Below are 16,968 nucleotides of genomic sequence, written 5' to 3' on the forward strand. Positions count from 1 at the left end.
GACAAAGCTGCTTCAAGATCAATTTGACAAGCTTCGGGAATGAGGCTATCATAGAACATCATTTTTTATTTGTTAGAGGACAGAATACTGCATTCTGTCCCTTTTTTCCATCGCTTAACCTAACTTTCAACACTTCTGCAAAGAATACTAAGATACACAAAGTTCTTGGAGAAACCTTTGTACCTGGGTATCTGGGTGCTTTCTAGATATTCCCTATCTCCTCTCTTCGGAACACGATTTCCCCTCAATTCAAAGATCTTTATTAGGTAATTCCGTGCATTATCGACGATTTGGCAAAACAAATCTTCAACTCTCGGTCTTCTCCTTAGGAACGATGCGGTATCTAAGTTCTGAAAGAACTGCAAACCAAACTATCCAGGCAGCGATCGCGGCTGGGATTAACCATATTGAAACGGCACCCAGCTATGGTCAAAGTGAGATCTATTTAGGGAAAGCTTTGCGGGAATTGGCCATCCCCCGATCGCAGATTTACTTGACCACAAAAGTCCTACCTACCCCCGATGCTGATACCTTGCAACACGGCATTGAAGCGTCCCTGGTACGGTTACAAACGGACTATATTGACTGCCTTGCGATTCATGGGATCAATACTTGGGAGCATCTGCGGTGGATCACCCAACCCCAGGGATGTCTACAGGTCCTCCAGACAGCCATAGAGAAAAGACAAATTCATCATTTAGGTTTCTCAACTCACGGGCCGCTAGATCTCATCCTGGCTGCTTTAGAAACCCGGTTATTTGAGTTTGTCAATCTCCACTACTATTACTTTTTTCAACGTCATCAACCCGCGATCGCGTGGGCTGCCCAATATGATGTCGGTGTTTTCATTATTTCACCCGTGGACAAGGGGGGACAACTCTATGCACCCTCGCCGTTGCTCACGGAACTCTGTCAACCGCTATCTCCCTTAGCCTTTAACTATCGGTTTTTACTGAGTGATCCCCGGATTACTACCCTCAGTTTAGGGGCAGCCAATCCTGAAGAATTGACGGCTGCGTTAGAAATGGCCGATCGCACGGAACCCCTTTCCCCCGAAGAAATGGCCATTGCCGATCGCCTCCAGCAACACCAGATCCAGGTTCTAGGGACCGATCGTTGTGCCCAATGTTATCAATGTCTACCCTGTCCAGAGGCGATTCACATTCCGGAAGTCTTGCGGCTGCGAAACTTGGCGGTCGCTTACGAGATGACCGCTTTTAGTCAATATCGTTATCGCATGTTTGAAAATGCCGGACATTGGTTCCCTGGGCGCAGAGGCGATCGTTGTACGGATTGTGGCGATTGCTTGCCTCGCTGTCCCGAACATCTGGATATTCCCACGTTGCTCCGGGATACCCATGAGCGGCTCAAGGGACCCGGTCGGCGGCGGTTATGGGAACTGTAAACCCGCGCTTAAATGATAGCTTAAACCATTGCTTGTAGATGTGTCACAATCTCATTCAGTTGTTGGGTGCCTAATTTAGTCTGGGCAATACTGCTAGTTGTCTCCGACGCTGACCGATTGATGGTATGCATGGCATCTAATACCTCACGAATTGCCTTAACCTGTTGCTCGGCACTGAGGGCAATCTGTTGACCACTTAACACCACATTATCGGTCGCATGCGCTACTTTTCCAAAGGCATCGGAACTGGCTTGAACGGTTACCACACTGGCATCAACCGTTTGGGTCCCAGCCTCAGTGGCTACCACGGTACTATTAATTGCCCTTTGAATGTCAGCGACTAACAGGTTAATTTTTTCACTCGACTGTTTGCTTTGATCGGCCAGTTTGCGAATTTCAGTCGCCACGATCGCAAAGCCCTTACCCTGTTCCCCCGCTCGCACGGCTTCGACGGCTGCATTGAGAGCTAACATATTGGTTTGGTTGGCTAACTCACTCACTAACCCAGAAATCGTGCCAATTTGCTGTGCCTGCTCACTTAATCGCAAAATTTGTTGGGCGATCGCTTCGACCTTGTCCTTGAGAAAATGGATACTGTTGAGGGTTTGTTGGGCAGCATTGGTCCCATTATCAGCCAGATTACGGGATTCTTGGGCCTGCATAGCCACCGATTCGGCCTGTTGCGCACTACTTTGGGCAAAGGCATTCAACTCATCCATTGTCGTTGTGGTTTGCTGCACAGAGGCGGCTTGTTGAGCGGCAACCCGTTCATGTTCTTCGGTTGCTGTAGCAATTTCCAGCGTAGCCTTGGCCACCCGATTGATCGTGTCCTTGAGTGTCGCCGTTACCGCTCGACTAATGAAGTAACCCACGGGTGAGGCCAGCAATAGGGCCAGGAACAGAATTATGATAAAAATACTGCGCGTCCAATGGTAAATTTCAGCAGCAGTAAGGCGTTCCTGTTGAGCTACCCGAATTTGCAACGCACTTAATTCTTGAATTTTATTGACTAAAGGATCAAGGCTTGCATACAGGGGACCATCGTAGCGATCGAGTTGGCTGCGATCGCCCATTTGCAGTACCCGCTGTAGCTCTTCCAGTTGTGTATTCACTGTCACAAAGAGATCTTCTACCTGTTGGGCCAATTGCGCCTCTTCCGCCGTAAAGCGTGTCTGGCGGTATTCAGCCCAGGTACTTTCAATCTCATTCATGCCCTGCGCAATCATCTGTCCTGCTTCCTGGGGGGTGATGATACCCGCATGGGCCTTATTGACGGAATCAATTATAGAGAAACCATACTGATCCGCAATGATCTTGAGTTGCTGCAAGGGAATTACTCGATCGTCATAAATCGTGCCAATTTGATGATCAATGCGGTAGAACGAATACAAAGAGAAAATGCCAATTCCTAATAGCGCCAAAGCAGGAGCTGCAAAGCCAAGATAAAGCTTCGTACTCATCTTATTGAGTTGAGAATGCCATGCTAGTGACATATGCAATTTCCTTTTGCGATATGGAGTATAACCCGAGTGGTTACAATGATTCTCGTTGATTAGTCAAATACGATTTAGATCTTTGCGTCAATTGCCTCAGAACCTTAGATGTGCCCAGGACTTGAATACCATAATGATCCAAATCATTCATAAATACACCCAAATTTCGTTGAATTTAAGATCAAAAATCCGTCTATTTAATTGATTAATTCGTTGTGCTTGCTTTGTGTTTTTTCGGTTTTAGTTAGAAATATGACAAAGAATCTAATATTTTGATTTCCTTTTACTGGTTTACTGATAAGATTATTATATTGCCAATCTTATCACTTTCGACCTATGCTTGACAGGAAATCTGAGCAGGCCAATAAAAATATATGAAATAGTTTACAAACGATCACAAATGTCGTCCCTACCTAATCCCCTAGTCATAATACGGCGTTCAAGGTAATTGGGAACTAGCTAGGGCGTTTCATGGTGAGTCGATCACCTTTTGTGATCGGGCTACAACAAGCTCTATTGACCGAGCCATTTTCATCAGTAGATCGCTAATACAGTTGTGGGGTAGGCATCCTGCCTGCCCCGAAACAGCCGAGACGGCTATCCCACAAGAAAAAATCAAGCACCGAGATGGCTATCTGCCCCGAAACAGTCGAGACGGCTATCCCACCTTTAATTTTTATCTACTTGAGGTTATTGAGTAAGGCCAAAGGCTGACCGCTGCTGCCCATCCGTAGGCTAAAATCTTACTTTGTGTTCTGTCCCGTTAGCAGCACCGCCTGGGTTGACGGTGACAAGCACCAGCGGGCGTTACGGAACAGCGTGGTCCAGCCCCGTCAGCAAACTCTAGTGGCAACGATCGAGGTTTAGATGGCAGAAGTGCTCATGTTCAATGCCCTACGGGCAGCAATTGATGAGGAAATGGCCCATGATCCGACTGTCTTTGTCCTGGGCGAAGATGTCGGGCACTATGGCGGCTCCTACAAGGTGACTAAGGATCTCTATAAAAAATATGGCGATCTGCGTCTGCTTGATACCCCGATCGCTGAAAACAGCTTCACGGGCATGGCCGTCGGTGCGGCGATGACTGGCCTGCGCCCCATTATTGAGGGCATGAACATGGGCTTCTTGCTGTTGGCCTTTAACCAGATTGCCAATAATGCCGGGATGCTGCGCTACACCTCTGGCGGTAACTTTAAGATTCCGATGGTTATCCGGGGACCGGGGGGCGTTGGGCGGCAGTTGGGGGCGGAGCACTCCCAAAGACTTGAAGCCTATTTCCAAGCGGTACCGGGGCTAAAAATTGTCGCCTGCTCCACGGCTTACAATGCCAAGGGGCTACTCAAGGCCGCCATCCGGGATGAGAACCCAGTCCTCTTTTTTGAACACGTCCTGCTTTACAACCTCAAGGAACACTTGCCGGAGGAAGAGTACGTGCTGCCCCTCGATCGTGCGGAAATTGTCCGGCCCGGTAGCCAAGTCACGATCCTCACCTATTCACGGATGCGCCATCACGCCATGCAAGCGGCCAAAACCTTGGCACAGGAAGGTTACGATCCAGAGGTGATTGACCTGATTTCCCTCAAGCCGATCGACATGACCACGATCGCTGCCTCGGTTCGCAAAACCCATCGCGTGATCATCGTCGAGGAATGTATGAAAACCGGGGGAATTGCCGCTGAAGTCACCGCCCAAATCTATGAGCAGGTCTTCGATGAATTGGATGCCCCCGTCCTGCGCCTATCGTCCCAGGATATCCCCACCCCCTACAATGGACGGCTAGAGAGTCTGACGATCGTGCAACCAGCGCAAATTGTTGAAGCCGTCAAAAAGATGGTCGCCATGCAAATTTAATCCCCCCAGAGTGCCTTTGCCACTCAACGAAGGAAGTCTTGTAGGGTAGGCATCTTGCCTGCTCCCACCACCGAGAAGCCGATCGCGCTAGGGACCGTCTATGCAAAAACAACGTTTACTTCTCATTTTTGTGACGCTGTTAACGATTGCCGCCTTGTTTGTAGTGGCACGATTTCCCACACGTCTGGGCTTAGATCTTCAGGGTGGGGCACAGCTTTTGATCCAGGTCAAACCCAGCGAAGAAATTACCCAAATCGGTCCCCAAGAGCTTGAAGCCGTGAAAGCGGTTCTGGAAAACCGGGTGAATGGCTTGGGAGTTTCGGAACCCCTAGTCCAAACCGTGGGCAGTGATCAGATCTCGGTCCAGTTACCGGGGGTCAGTGATCCACAACAGGCGGAGCGGGTCTTGGGCGGGACAGCCCAACTGGAATTCCGCAAACAACGCCTAGGTACAGAAGCCCAGTTACAAGCGGAATTTGCCGTGCGTCAAGGGTTACTCGCCCAGCAGGAACAATTGCGGGCTAGTGGCGATGAAGCCGCGATCGCGGCTAACCAGGAAGCCCTCCAGCGCAGTAACGAAGCTATCCAGAGCCTCTTTGACCCCGCCCAGCCGACCCCTCTAACGGGTAAATACCTTAAGGATGCAGGTCCCCAACCCACCCAGGCCGGCGGCTGGGAAGTCGTTTTGCGTTTCAACGTTAAGGGAGGTGAAATTTTTGCGGACCTGACGAAGGAAATTGCCGGGACCGGACGCACCCTGGGGGTTTTCCTGGATAATGTCCTGCTGACGGCACCCATCGTCGGTCCCGAATTTGCGACAACGGGGATTACGGGGGGCAGTGCGGTGATTACCGGTAACTTTGATGCTGAGCGGGCCAATGAACTGGGGATTCAGTTGCGTGGGGGTGCCCTGCCCCTCCCCGTTGAAGTGGTAGAAAACCGCACCGTGGGCGCTACCCTGGGCCGAGATAGTGTCCAGAGCAGTATCTACGCAGGGGTGGGTGGCCTCATCCTGGTGCTGATCTTTATGGTGGCCTATTACCGTTTACCGGGCGCGATCGCTGATCTGGCTCTGGTGCTCTATGCCCTCTTCACCTTTGCGGCCTTCAAGCTGCTGGGGGTGACCCTGACTCTACCGGGGATTGCCGGGTTTATTTTGAGTATTGGCATGGCAGTGGATGCAAATGTGCTGATTTTTGAGCGCACCCGCGAGGAATTGCGGGCCGGGAAGACCCTGTATCGATCGGTTGAATCCGGTTTCTACCGGGCCTTTTCCAGTATTCTCGACAGTAATGTCACGACCCTCATTGCCTGTGCGGCCCTGTTCTGGTTGGGGTCAGGGCTGGTACGGGGGTTTGCCTTGACGCTGGCCCTAGGGGTGGGAGTGAGCATGTTTACGGCCCTCACCTGTAGCCGGACGTTTTTGCTCACAGCAATTAGTGTTCCTGAGTTGCGCAAGCCCAACCTTTTTTGCCCGAATTTGCCCCAGTCCTAAGTGCTGAATGGCCACAGCACCCGCTCTGATGTAGTCGTTCTCTCAGTACCCTAAACCCTAGTTCTGACCAAGTACTAGCCTCAGTCAACGCCTCAATCAACAATTCCGATGAAACTTCACGTTATTCAACAGCGGCGGCTTTGGTGGATGATTTCCCTGGTAATCATCCTCAGCGGCCTGATCGCAATGGTGATTTCCTGGCAACAATTTGGGGCACCCCTGCGGCCCAGCCTGGACTTTGTCGGCGGGACCCGCTTACAACTGGAACGGGACTGTACGCAACCCAATACGTGCCAGGAGCCGATCGATCTGGCGACGGTGCGTCAGGTGGTGGCAGCGCAAGGACTTCCTGCCGGCAATGTGCAACTCCTGGGTACCGATCACCAAGGGGTCTCGATCCGCACCACGACCCTAACGGTTGATCAACGCACCGCGCTGCAAAATGCCCTGGATCAAGAACTGGGTCCCTTTGATCCGCTGCGAACGCAAATTGATACGGTCGGCCCTGTCATTGGCCAGCAATTGTTGGCCTCTGGTCTCATGGCCCTGATTGTGGCCTTTGCCGGGATTATTGCTTATCTGACCCTGCGCTTCCAGTTTGACTATGCCTTTTTCGCGATCGTGGCCCTGTTTCACGATGTCTTCATCACGGCGGGAATTTTTGCCATTTTGGGGTTAACGGCTGGGGTTGAAGTCGATAGTTTGTTTATTGTGGCGTTGCTGACGATCGTCGGGTTCTCAGTCAACGATACGGTGGTGATTTACGATCGCGTGCGCGAGACCCTTAAACAAAATCCCCATGACAAGATTGATGACATTGTGGATGCGTCGGTCAACCAAACCTTGGCGCGATCGATCAATACCACTTTGACGACCACGTTACCGCTGTTGGCGATCCTCCTTTTCGGTGGGGCAACGCTGAAATTCTTCGCCCTCGCCCTGATCATTGGCTTTATTGCGGGGGCCTATTCAAGTATTTTTATTGCCAGTACGCTGTTGGCCTGGTGGCGGGAGCGCCGTGAAGTTTTGAGCGATGCTCAGGCAATCCCGACTTCGGGGCCAGAAGCCTAGGCCGCAGATAGGAGGCAAAGGTAATGGCTTCTAGTGGTTTACTCGGACACGTGTTACTACGGTTTGAGGGTGACCCGACGGATATTGTGAGTGATTTGTCAGCCGTTGTCCTGACCCCAGAGCCGTACCTGTGGGTTGGCTCGGATGAAACCACCGCGATCGAACGTCTGAGTCCGATTCGCGCCACGATCCCTGGGGAAAGCGTTCCCCAGGTTTGGGGCAATCACCACTCCTTTGCGATCGCGGATCTGCTGGACTGGCCCACCGAGACGGAAATTGACTTTGAGGGGTTTGATTACGACGATCATTACCTCTGGGTCGTCGGGTCCCACAGTCCTAAGCGCAAGAAGCCCAAGGGCAAAAATCCCGACAAAGATATCGAGCAGCTTGCGACCGTGGTGACAGAACCTAGTCGCTATCTGTTAGCCCGCCTGCCCCTGGTGGGGGGAAACTTGCAGCAGTGGTCTGCCCATCCCGATGGGGGTAAACCAGACTTGGTAGCCGCCTGTTTACCGGGTTGGGCGCAGGCGGGATCGTTGCTGGCAGTGTTAGCCGCAGATAGCCACTTAAAGCCCTTTCTCAATCCCGCGATCGCCAGTAAAGAGAATGGTTTGGATATTGAGGGTATTGCCGTGCGGGGCGATCGGGTCTTTCTGGGGTTACGAGGACCCGTTCTACGCGGTTGGGCGATCGTGCTGGACTTCTGGGTTGAGGATACGACACCGGGGAAGCTAGGGCTTGTGCCGCAAGCTGGCCTTCGCTATCGCAAGCATTTTCTCGAACTCAACGGATTAGGGATACGGGATCTCTGTTTCCACGGTGATGACCTGTTGATTTTGGCGGGGCCAACAATGGATCTGGCGGGGATGATGCAACTGTTTCGTCTCAAGGATGCCCTCGGTTTAACGGGTGATACGATCCACTCCCAAGGGGAAGGCAGGCTGGAATGGGTCTTTGATTTTCCCCTACGATCGCAGGGTGACAAGGCCGAAGGCATGACCCTATTTCCTACTTTTGCACCAGCGGCTTTGGATTCGGGCCATGGCCTCTTGGTGGTTTATGATTCGCCGTTACCTGAGCGTCTTCCCCACGAAAAAGCAATTTTTGCCGATGTATTTGCCCTAGCGTGATAGCCACAAGGTGAAAAGTCCCCTATCGATAATTGGTAAATTGCAACGCGATCGCAAAGTCTTCTTGTTTCACTGCCTGGATGACGGCCTGTAGTTCATCCTTGGACTTGGCAGAAACTCGCACCGCATCGCCCTGAATTGAAGCTTGAACCTTCTTAAATTGATCCCGAATCAGTTTAGTAATTTTCTTTCCGACTTCCTGGCTAATGCCTTTTTTCAAGATAATTTCCTGACGAACTCGGTTCCCACTAGCAGACTCAATTTTACCAAAGTCAAAAATCTTCAGCGATAGATTCCGCTTGGCTGCCTTTGTGCGCAAAATATCATGAACGGCCTCTAGGGTAAATTCACTATTCGTATTGACAGTGATACGATCGTCCCCCAGTTCGACCGTGGTTTTGGTGTCCTTCAAATCATAGCGGGCATTAATTTCCCGCGTGGTTTGATCGATCGCGTTCACCAACTCCTGGCGATCGAAGTCGCTCACAATATCAAAGGAAAACGTGGCAGCCATAGTTCTGAACTGACAGTGGGTAACGGTGGGTACAGGTCTTAGGGTACAGGAAGACGTGAACCGAGGGTATCCTCACCCCAAGATAACGAGCCGCCCCCTCAGGCCCAATGGATTAGGCCCAACGAATTAGGCCCATCTCATGGGGAGTAGTGAGATATTGATGTCGGGGGAGCACCCGTAGTGATAGCCCCTGCGAGCCACTGCGATGGTAGCTGACCGTCGCCGTATAGAGGCTGCGGTGCTGATCGTCTGTCCCTTGGTAGGCCATGACCACAGGGACACCATTGACAATATCGCCCGCATCATCAATCACCCCCTGGTAGAGTTCTACCTGCACGTCATCGGCACTCAGGGCTGCGAGGTTAATCCGCGCCTTAACGGCGATTGGTTCGTTTACCTTGATTTCCTCCGGCGCGGCAATATCCACATCCTCGATTTGAATGTTGTACCACTGCTCAAAAATGCGGGCTTTCCACTGGGCAAGTTCCTGGGCCGGGGCATAGTGATCCGCCGTCATCGTGCTATAGCGATCGCTCAGGGGGAAATAGGCCCGTTGGGCATATTCGGCTACCATGCGGGCCGTATTGAAATGGGGACAGTTGAGCCGGATCGCCTGCTTCATTTTGGCAATCCAACGCCGGGGTAGCCCTTCGGCATCGCGATCGTAGAAAGTTGGCACCACCTCTCGTTCCAACAGTTCATAAAGGGCGTTGGCCTCTACCTCGTCTTGGTAATCTGGGTCTGTATACACCTCACCGCGCCCGATTGGCCAGCCTGAATTGGCATAATCCGCTTCCGCCCACCAGCCATCCAGCACACTTAGGTTCAACCCCCCATTCATGGCTGCCTTCATGCCACTAGTCCCTGACGCCTCGCGGGGGCGTCGAGGGGTATTGAGCCAGACATCACAGCCCGCCACCAACAGGCGGGACACCTGAATGTCGTAGTTGGGAATGAAGATCATGCTATGGCGCAGACCTTCATCATGAATGAATTTGATAATATCGCGGATTAACTCTTTACCCGGCACGTCCTTCGGGTGAGCCTTGCCCGCAATAATGAACTGCACTCGCCGTCCTTGGGCATGCAGAAGCCGTTTTAGCCGCTCCACATCTCGCAGGAAGAGAGTGGCGCGTTTATAGGTCGCAAAGCGGCGGGCAAAGCCGATCGTCAACACAAACGGATCAAGGGCTTCCCGGACTTCCGCAATTTCAATGGGAGAGGCCCCCCGTTCCGCCAGACTATGGCACAGGCGATCGCGGGCAAACACCACCAGTTCTGAGCGGCACCGTTCATGATTCCGCCACAATTCCTCGTCTGGTATGGTCTCAATCCGCTCCCAGAGGGGATGATCGATCCCCGCACTGGACCAACTCGGCCCCAGATAGCGATCGTATAATTCCTGGGTGAACTTCGACACGCAACTGCGGGCATGAACCCCATTCGTAATCGAGGTAATCGGGACTTCGCTCAGGGGTAACTCTGGCCAATGGTTGCGGAAGAGCGATCGCGAGACTTCCCCATGTAGTTGACTCACCCCGTTAATAAAACTGGCGGTTTTAATCGCTAACGTCGCCATATTAAAGGGAGCGGATAAATCCCCCGTATTCTCCCGACCCAGGGACAAAAACTCTTCCCGTGATAACCCTAATTTATGGGCATAGCTGCCGAGGTGGTGCATCACGCGATCGGCATCAAACAGATCAAAGCCAGCCGGTACGGGCGTATGGGTGGTGAACATTTGACTGGCCTGGACGATTTGCTTCGCGTCCGTAAAATTCAGCCCCTCTTCCTCCATCAAAATCCGAATCCGCTCCAGGGATAGGAACGCGGAGTGACCTTCATTCATGTGATAGGCAGTGGGCTGCAAACCCAGGGCGCGTAGCATCCGCACACCTCCAATTCCCAGGAGCATTTCCTGGTGTATCCGCATATCAATATCGCCACCATAGAGCTTATCGGTAATATCGTGGTCATAGGGATTATTGGGTTCAATATTGGTGTCCATTAAATACAGAGGCACCGTGCCAACCTGAATCCGCCAGATACGGGCATAGACCGTGCGACCGGGACAATCAACCCCAATCCGAATTTCGGACCCGTCAGGATGTCGCTCTAGGTGTAGGGGCATATTATAGAAGTCATTAATGGGATACTGCTCCTGCTGCCACCCGTCGGGGGTTAAATATTGGGCAAAGTAGCCTTCTTGATACAATAACCCCACGCCAACCAGGGGCAGACCCAAATCACTTGCTGACTTGAGGTGATCCCCCGCCAAAACCCCCAAGCCGCCTGAATAGACGGGTAGGCATTCCGTTAGGCCAAACTCCGCCGAGAAATAGGCGATACAATCCTTGGAATGATTAGGCGTGCGCAGACTGGCGGGATGATGGCGATGCTTGGTATACCACGAGCGCTCCTGGAGGTAGGCGTCTAACTGGCGACTGGCCCGATCCATTTGCGCTAGGAACCCTTCATCCTCCGCTACTTCATGGAGTCGGGTTTGACTAATACTGCCCAACATCAGGACGGGGTTGTGGTGGGTTGATTCCCACAGGACCGGGTCAAGCCGGTGGAAAAGATCCCGTGTTTCCGTATTCCAGTCCCAATGCAGATTATAGGCAAGGGTCCGTAGGGGTTCGAGACGGCTGGGGAGGGAGGGAGAAACTTTAAAGGTACGAATCGGCTGCATGGCAGGGGGAGGTCCTGAGATCGGCTTTTCCCATTGTCCCCCCTGGGCTTGAACCGTCCGAGGAGTCTTAACAGTATCTTCGGCTACAGACATCGAGACGGTTATCTTGAGGCGGCCCACGCAGGCTAGCCAACTGTCCAACAACGCCCCATGTCTTGTGCGCTATTGTTGCTGTTGTTGACCGTGGGGTGTCAGGTCCCGCGCGATCGTTGCCCATTTTGCCCCAGAAACGTCGGCGTGTCTTACTACGCGTCCGGCTCCCCCAACGCTTGGTTAGTGTTCTGGAAATTCCGAGGGCATAAGGCCCAGATTCTGAGAATCCTACCGGAGGTAGGGACGCTAGGCAGACATCAGCTTACCGGAGAAACGACGGGCTTTGCGAATTGTATGGGGCAAGACACCCACCATCAGGGCAAAGGCTTCATCCGGCAGGTGTAACACCGTCTCGGCATCGAAATAGTTTTCAAACTGGTTCAGGATCATCTGTGCCCGTTGCAGGGGGGATTCCATGTCGGTGAATTGCTGGGTGAGGCGAATCCATTGCCGCCGGATTAAAAACGCCTTCTGGCGCTCCTCGCAGCTTCCGGGCACCACTAGAGACACATCCCCCACCGGGATCACCTGCTGGCAGTCGCGATCGCAGATCCCCCCCACCGTGGCCCCTGGCCCTGCAAATTCGGCATGGTAGGGCTTCATCAGAATCAGACCATTCCGACGATGGCTACTCACCACCAGCAATTGCCCTTGCTGTACCAAGGTGAGAATAGCAGCGGCATCCAGACAGTGCTCTGATAGGGTCTCTAGGGTATCCAGCATGATGACTCACCAAATGCCTGCGTTCACGATCGCAACATCCACCCACTTCAACCGTATCGCATCCCTCGCCCCATCGCTCACCGCCCGATCGGGCTAGCATCCGGGAACGCCACCCAGCATAACGGCTTCACCCCAAGTCGGTACCTGGACAGCCGCTCCCGATTGCCCCCCTAGCCGCGACTATTTTGTCAACTTTCCTTGACCTTAATGTTTGCGATCGCGATCGTGTCTGTGCTGTCAACGACTGAAATCATTGTTGAAACAGGGTTTCCGCCCTTGATGAGAGTAATTATAAAGAAATGTTAAAGTAATCGCTTTTTTGCAAAACGGTAAAATACAATACAGACATGAAAAGAAATCGTTCATCTTCCTCCAGGAAGCCAGAGAGTTTTCTCAATGGTCAGGGAAGACGGAAGTAGGGAGAGATCCCGAAGGAACGCGCCTCAAAACACACTACAAACTCTCTCTGAGACAAGTTGGAGGCGACTAGGATGAAACTGACATATCGCGGCGTTACTTACGACTATACCCCCCCCGTGGTGGAATACACAGAAAGCGACAACGTTGGCACTTACCGGGGCGTGGACATTCGCTTCCGTGCGCCCAAGAAGCGCTTGGTGCTGGATTCTAACCTGGATCTGAAATATCGTGGCGCTGCTTATCAACCGACTGTGACGATGGTTGAAGCCACCCCGGCCACGGCTCCGGTGGCGGCTCCGGTGGCGGCCCCCGCGCCTGTGGGTGGGTTGGATGTGCCCGTTACCGACTGGGCACGGAGCCTGATGATGCGCCATTGTCGGGCGATCAAGAACCGTCAGCAATCTCTACTCAGCCGTAGTGCAATGGAAGTGGGTATGAAGGCTGACCAAGTGGCTAACTACTGGGGTCGCATTCAAGGCAAGGTTCACCCAACCTTCCGCACGACCTACGATCGCAGTGCTGTTTCACTCAGCTAGCATTGTGTTCTAGCATTGTGTCCCAGGACCATCGTATTCCCAGTATTCCAACAGCCTGGTGTTCAAGGATTGATTCGGAGAGATCTCTCTCAAGGTTTGACCAACCGTAGAACAGTCCTGATCAGGGAAACAACGGGGTAAATCAATTCACATCCCTAAGCGTTAATTAGGGGTGTTTTTTTTTGGCTAACCCCAGGTTCAGCCTCCGGTTAGGATAGAAGGATTGTTCACCCTTTGCTTATGGGAGGGGCCTTGGCAATGAATTATGCCCCCATCCAGCGATCGCTTGTCCTTGGGGCCATTGTCCTGACCCTCCTTTGCACGATCGTGGTCAATGCCTTACCGCTGAATGGTCTAACCACCAGTGCCGTCACTAACCGTTATTTAACCTATCTCACCCCAGCGGAGTTCACCTTCGGGATTTGGGGGGCAATAGATTTGGGATTATTAGGATTTGGCATCTATCAAATTCTCCCCAACACCTTCACCCAATCCCGTTTGCCCCATTATTGGCCCTGGGTTTTGCTCAATGGTTTCGCCACTTGCCTCTGGCTCGTTCTGTGGAGCTATGAATGGCTCTTTGGGAGTGTGCTGGCCATGCTGGGGATGCTACTATCCCTGATCGCCATTTATCAACAACTCCAAGCGGATCGCGGGCCAACCTCATGGCTGGCGTATGGCTGCGTTCAGGTTCCCTTTCGTCTCTATCTAGGGTGGTTAACTTTGACGATGATGGCGAATATGGCCGTCTGGTTAACCCAATCCCAGTGGGATGGGGCCGGGATGGCTGCCCCCCTCTGGGCCAGTTTGCTGGTTGGGGTGAGTGGCGTAATGGCTGGGACGATCGCGTGGAAATTTGCCGATGTGGCCTATGTAATCGGGGTCCTCTGGGCCTATACGGGGATTGCGGTTCGTTATGCGATGGTGCCGGTTTTGTACCCAACCCTCATAGGGGCGATCGTGATCGTGTTGGTTTTGTTGGGGATCGGCATTTGGCGGCGGCAGACCCAGGGATTGCGGGCCGAGGGATGGCACGGAGATCTCGGCGGTCCCTCCTGATTCCCCCTGTTTCCTCCTGATTGATTCCCCACGGGTTAAACCTAATAAACGACTAGACCTAAGCTACCGTCAAGCGGCTAAAAATCTGCTTCACCACTTGTTGGGCTTTGGCATCCAGGGCATCCCAATCCACTTCGCCGTCAACATCGAGTAAATCCGTGTCGATTTCAACTTGCTGATCGCGTTCCGGTTGGATGGCATCCAGACTGGGATAGTTCCGAAAGCAAACTTGGAATTGTAATTGCCAGAGATCGATCGCAATTTGTCGTCCGGTTTGTTTCGAGGTTAATAAATAGCCGGGATGGGGTGTGGGGAGTTGGGCGAGGGTATGTTCGAGTTCAACGGCGGCTTCCGGTTGGGCTTGGCGTAATTGCTGTTGGAGGTCGATCACCTGCTGTTTTTCGGCTTCGGTGGTGGTCTCTGGCCAGACAGCCCAGTCTTGCCCTTGCCAGTCGGTGCTTTGTTCCAGGTGTTTGCGCAGATTGTCAACCAGGCGAATGAGGGCAGGTTGCAGTAATAAATTGGCTTGCTCCCACGCGGTTACACTAGCAAACTTCAGCGCCATGCTGTTTCCCCTTTAGGAAATACGTCATCATGTCTCCCCGACCCTTGACCTGAATAATACCGCGTTCTTCAAACACATAGGTACTTTTGAGGCGATCGTAGACCGTTTGGGTCACCTGAATGCTATTGATCCGCCCTTGGGATTCCATGCGACTGGCGACATTCACCGCATCGCCCCAGAGGTCATAGATAAACTTTTTGATGCCAATCACGCCGGCCACCACGGGTCCCGTATTGATGCCAATGCGCAGGTGGAAGGGTTTGCCATCCACGCGCTGAAATTGCCCGATCGCCTGTTGCATCTCCAGGGCCATATTGGCGACGGCTTCCGTATGATTCGCCTGGGGCAGGGGCAGCCCCCCCACGGCCATATAGGCATCCCCGATCGTCTTGATTTTTTCCAGGCCATGCTTTTCGGCCAACTGGTCAAAGGTGGAAAAGATCTGATTCAGAAGGTTGACCAATTCGGTGGGTGTTATCTGACTGGCAAGGCCGCTAAAATCCACCAGATCAGCAAATAGGATGGTGGCTTCGTCAAAACGTTGGGCGATCGTATGTTGATTTTCCTTTAACTGGGCCACGATCGTCTCTGGCAGGATATTAAGTAACAGCCGTTCCGATTTTTCCTGTTCCAAGCGGAGTGCGGCCTCAGAGGCTTTGCGACTTTGGAGCTCGGTCCATACGCGCTGGTACATTTGCTCAAAGGCGATCATCACCTCACCTAACTCATCGCGGCGGTGCGTGGGTAGGGTATGAAAATCCGCCATATATTCATCCCGGCTCAGGGCTTCCCCCGCCAGAATTAAGTTATCCCGTAGTCGCAAAATGGGGGTAATCGCAATCACGCCTAGCACCACCATTGTGGTCAGGGTCACGACCAGGGAAATAATCACGACTAATCCGGTAATGCGTCCGCCAAAGGCCATGAGTTCGCGACGAACGGAACTGGCATCCACACGTAACACGAGGGCGTGCTGGTTATCGATCATTGTGGCGGGCCAGGCCACATCGAGACGGGTGCGTCCTGGATTGAGCTTGCGCACTTCCTGCGGGCTGTCCTGGAAGCTCTGCACCCCCAATTCGGGCACTTCCCCAAAGGTGGCCACCTGCTGCCCTTGCGGGTTATAAACAGCGGCTCCCTTGACCTCGGTATTTTCTGTCAGAAACTTCACCTTATCGATCATGTCAGCCGTAGACAGATCTTGCTGCATGGCGGAGCGTTTCAGAGAGGTGACCGTGGCGACTGCGACTTCGCCGAGTTGCTGGAGGAGTTCCCGTTCACGGCGGGCGTAGGAGGGGATGAAAATGATGACTTCGATCGCGACAATGCTTAAAAACACCCAGCCCATAATCTGCCAGGAAAGACGAGCTTTACACAGTCCCAACAGCGCACTCAATTGACGTGACATAGATTTTCCTCGGCAACCGTGGATCATTTCAGGGACAATTTGGGGGACACTCTGGGAAAAATGTAGGACGATACCCTTAACATTCTGCCTGTTCGTGAAATATCCCTGTCGGGGGATCGCTTCTACTTTCCAGCCGTAACCTGTTCTATCCGTGCGTATGTCCTCGAATCTTCGCGAAAATCTGGGGTTTGTGTTGAAGGTGCTGGTGGCTTCAACGCTGATTAGCGTCGCTATCCGGGTCTGGGGTCCCGAAATCCCGATCGCCCCAACCTCGCTAAATGCCTTGATTTTAGTCCTCTTGCCGGCAACTGTGTTTCTGGTCCTGTTTGGCTGGCTTTCCCTCCGGCAGCACTCTTTTCGCGATCGGGGTGATTGATGGGGACCGCCCATCCGGGATGGGGATGACTGAGCGCGGTGACTGATGGGAGCACCGATCGCTATGATGGTAGGCAACTGTTGGCCCCAAGCGTAGGCACCGATGGCGATTATCTCTTCCCATACCCCCCCCGATCG

14 protein-coding genes and 1 riboswitch are annotated in these 16,968 nt (G+C 52.8%); of the genes, 8 read left to right on the forward strand and 6 right to left on the reverse strand.

The genetic code is table 11. From position 1 onward, the window contains the following. Nucleotides 1-334 precede the first annotated feature (334 nt). Nucleotides 335-1,405, forward strand: a complete 1,071-nt coding sequence (locus tag ACWIUF_RS09385; RefSeq protein WP_448572097.1) for an aldo/keto reductase — start codon at nucleotides 335-337, stop codon at nucleotides 1,403-1,405. Between the two features lie 20 nt (nucleotides 1,406-1,425). Here ACWIUF_RS09385 and ACWIUF_RS09390 read toward each other — a convergent pair whose 3' ends face one another. Beyond that, nucleotides 1,426-2,865 carry a HAMP domain-containing methyl-accepting chemotaxis protein gene (locus tag ACWIUF_RS09390; RefSeq protein ID WP_448572098.1) on the reverse strand — a complete coding sequence of 480 codons (1,440 nt, stop codon included), beginning with the start codon at nucleotides 2,863-2,865 and terminating at the stop codon, nucleotides 1,426-1,428. 900 nt (nucleotides 2,866-3,765) lie between these two features. Here ACWIUF_RS09390 and ACWIUF_RS09395 point away from each other — a divergent pair. From ACWIUF_RS09395 to ACWIUF_RS09410, 4 genes are all read left to right on the forward strand, one after another. Beyond that, on the forward strand, nucleotides 3,766-4,749 hold the full coding sequence (locus tag ACWIUF_RS09395) for a pyruvate dehydrogenase complex E1 component subunit beta (protein WP_448572099.1): 984 nt from the start codon (nucleotides 3,766-3,768) through the stop codon (nucleotides 4,747-4,749). Between the two features lie 100 nt (nucleotides 4,750-4,849). Beyond that, nucleotides 4,850-6,244, forward strand: a complete 1,395-nt coding sequence (secD, locus tag ACWIUF_RS09400; protein WP_448572100.1) for a protein translocase subunit SecD — start codon at nucleotides 4,850-4,852, stop codon at nucleotides 6,242-6,244. Nucleotides 6,245-6,352: 108 nt separating this feature from the next. Further along, a complete protein-coding gene (secF, locus tag ACWIUF_RS09405; protein ID WP_448572101.1) occupies nucleotides 6,353-7,315 on the forward strand; it encodes a protein translocase subunit SecF in 963 nt (320 codons plus the stop codon). Nucleotides 7,316-7,338: 23 nt separating this feature from the next. Further along, nucleotides 7,339-8,445 carry a DUF3616 domain-containing protein gene (locus ACWIUF_RS09410; protein WP_448572102.1) on the forward strand — a complete coding sequence of 369 codons (1,107 nt, stop codon included), beginning with the start codon at nucleotides 7,339-7,341 and terminating at the stop codon, nucleotides 8,443-8,445. 22 nt (nucleotides 8,446-8,467) lie between these two features. Here the strand turns inward: ACWIUF_RS09410 and ACWIUF_RS09415 are convergent, their stop codons facing one another. From ACWIUF_RS09415 to ACWIUF_RS09425, 3 genes are all read right to left on the reverse strand, one after another. Continuing rightward, nucleotides 8,468-8,959 carry a YajQ family cyclic di-GMP-binding protein gene (locus ACWIUF_RS09415; RefSeq protein ID WP_448572103.1) on the reverse strand — a complete coding sequence of 164 codons (492 nt, stop codon included), beginning with the start codon at nucleotides 8,957-8,959 and terminating at the stop codon, nucleotides 8,468-8,470. A gap of 112 nt (nucleotides 8,960-9,071) precedes the next feature. Further along, a complete protein-coding gene (gene glgP / locus ACWIUF_RS09420; RefSeq protein WP_448572104.1) occupies nucleotides 9,072-11,744 on the reverse strand; it encodes an alpha-glucan family phosphorylase in 2,673 nt (890 codons plus the stop codon). Between the two features lie 246 nt (nucleotides 11,745-11,990). Continuing rightward, a complete protein-coding gene (locus tag ACWIUF_RS09425; protein ID WP_448572105.1) occupies nucleotides 11,991-12,467 on the reverse strand; it encodes a hypothetical protein in 477 nt (158 codons plus the stop codon). Between the two features lie 357 nt (nucleotides 12,468-12,824). Beyond that, a riboswitch (Glutamine riboswitch) is annotated at nucleotides 12,825-12,910 on the forward strand. Between the two features lie 48 nt (nucleotides 12,911-12,958). Here ACWIUF_RS09425 and ACWIUF_RS09430 point away from each other — a divergent pair. Further along, nucleotides 12,959-13,423, forward strand: coding sequence for a DUF4278 domain-containing protein (locus ACWIUF_RS09430; RefSeq protein WP_448572106.1), 465 nt, complete (start codon nucleotides 12,959-12,961; stop codon nucleotides 13,421-13,423). 258 nt (nucleotides 13,424-13,681) lie between these two features. Continuing rightward, a complete protein-coding gene (locus ACWIUF_RS09435) occupies nucleotides 13,682-14,482 on the forward strand; it encodes a hypothetical protein (RefSeq protein WP_448572107.1) in 801 nt (266 codons plus the stop codon). A 58-nt stretch (nucleotides 14,483-14,540) separates the two neighbouring features. Here the strand turns inward: ACWIUF_RS09435 and ACWIUF_RS09440 are convergent, their stop codons facing one another. Further along, the gene (locus tag ACWIUF_RS09440; protein ID WP_448572108.1) at nucleotides 14,541-15,047 is read right to left on the reverse strand and encodes a hypothetical protein; all 507 of its coding nucleotides are present in this window, start codon (nucleotides 15,045-15,047) and stop codon (nucleotides 14,541-14,543) included. Next, entirely contained in the window at nucleotides 15,028-16,455 is a 1,428-nt protein-coding gene (locus tag ACWIUF_RS09445; RefSeq protein ID WP_448572109.1) for an adenylate/guanylate cyclase domain-containing protein, read from the reverse strand. The genes ACWIUF_RS09440 and ACWIUF_RS09445 overlap by 20 nt, the downstream gene beginning before the upstream one ends. A 157-nt stretch (nucleotides 16,456-16,612) precedes the next feature. Here ACWIUF_RS09445 and ACWIUF_RS09450 point away from each other — a divergent pair, with 157 nt between their 5' ends. Next, nucleotides 16,613-16,831: a hypothetical protein gene (locus tag ACWIUF_RS09450; protein WP_448572110.1), complete on the forward strand. Its 219-nt coding sequence runs from the start codon at nucleotides 16,613-16,615 to the stop codon at nucleotides 16,829-16,831. The last annotated feature ends 137 nt before the right edge of the window (nucleotides 16,832-16,968 follow it).

The organism is Trichothermofontia sp. (assembly GCF_053493415.1).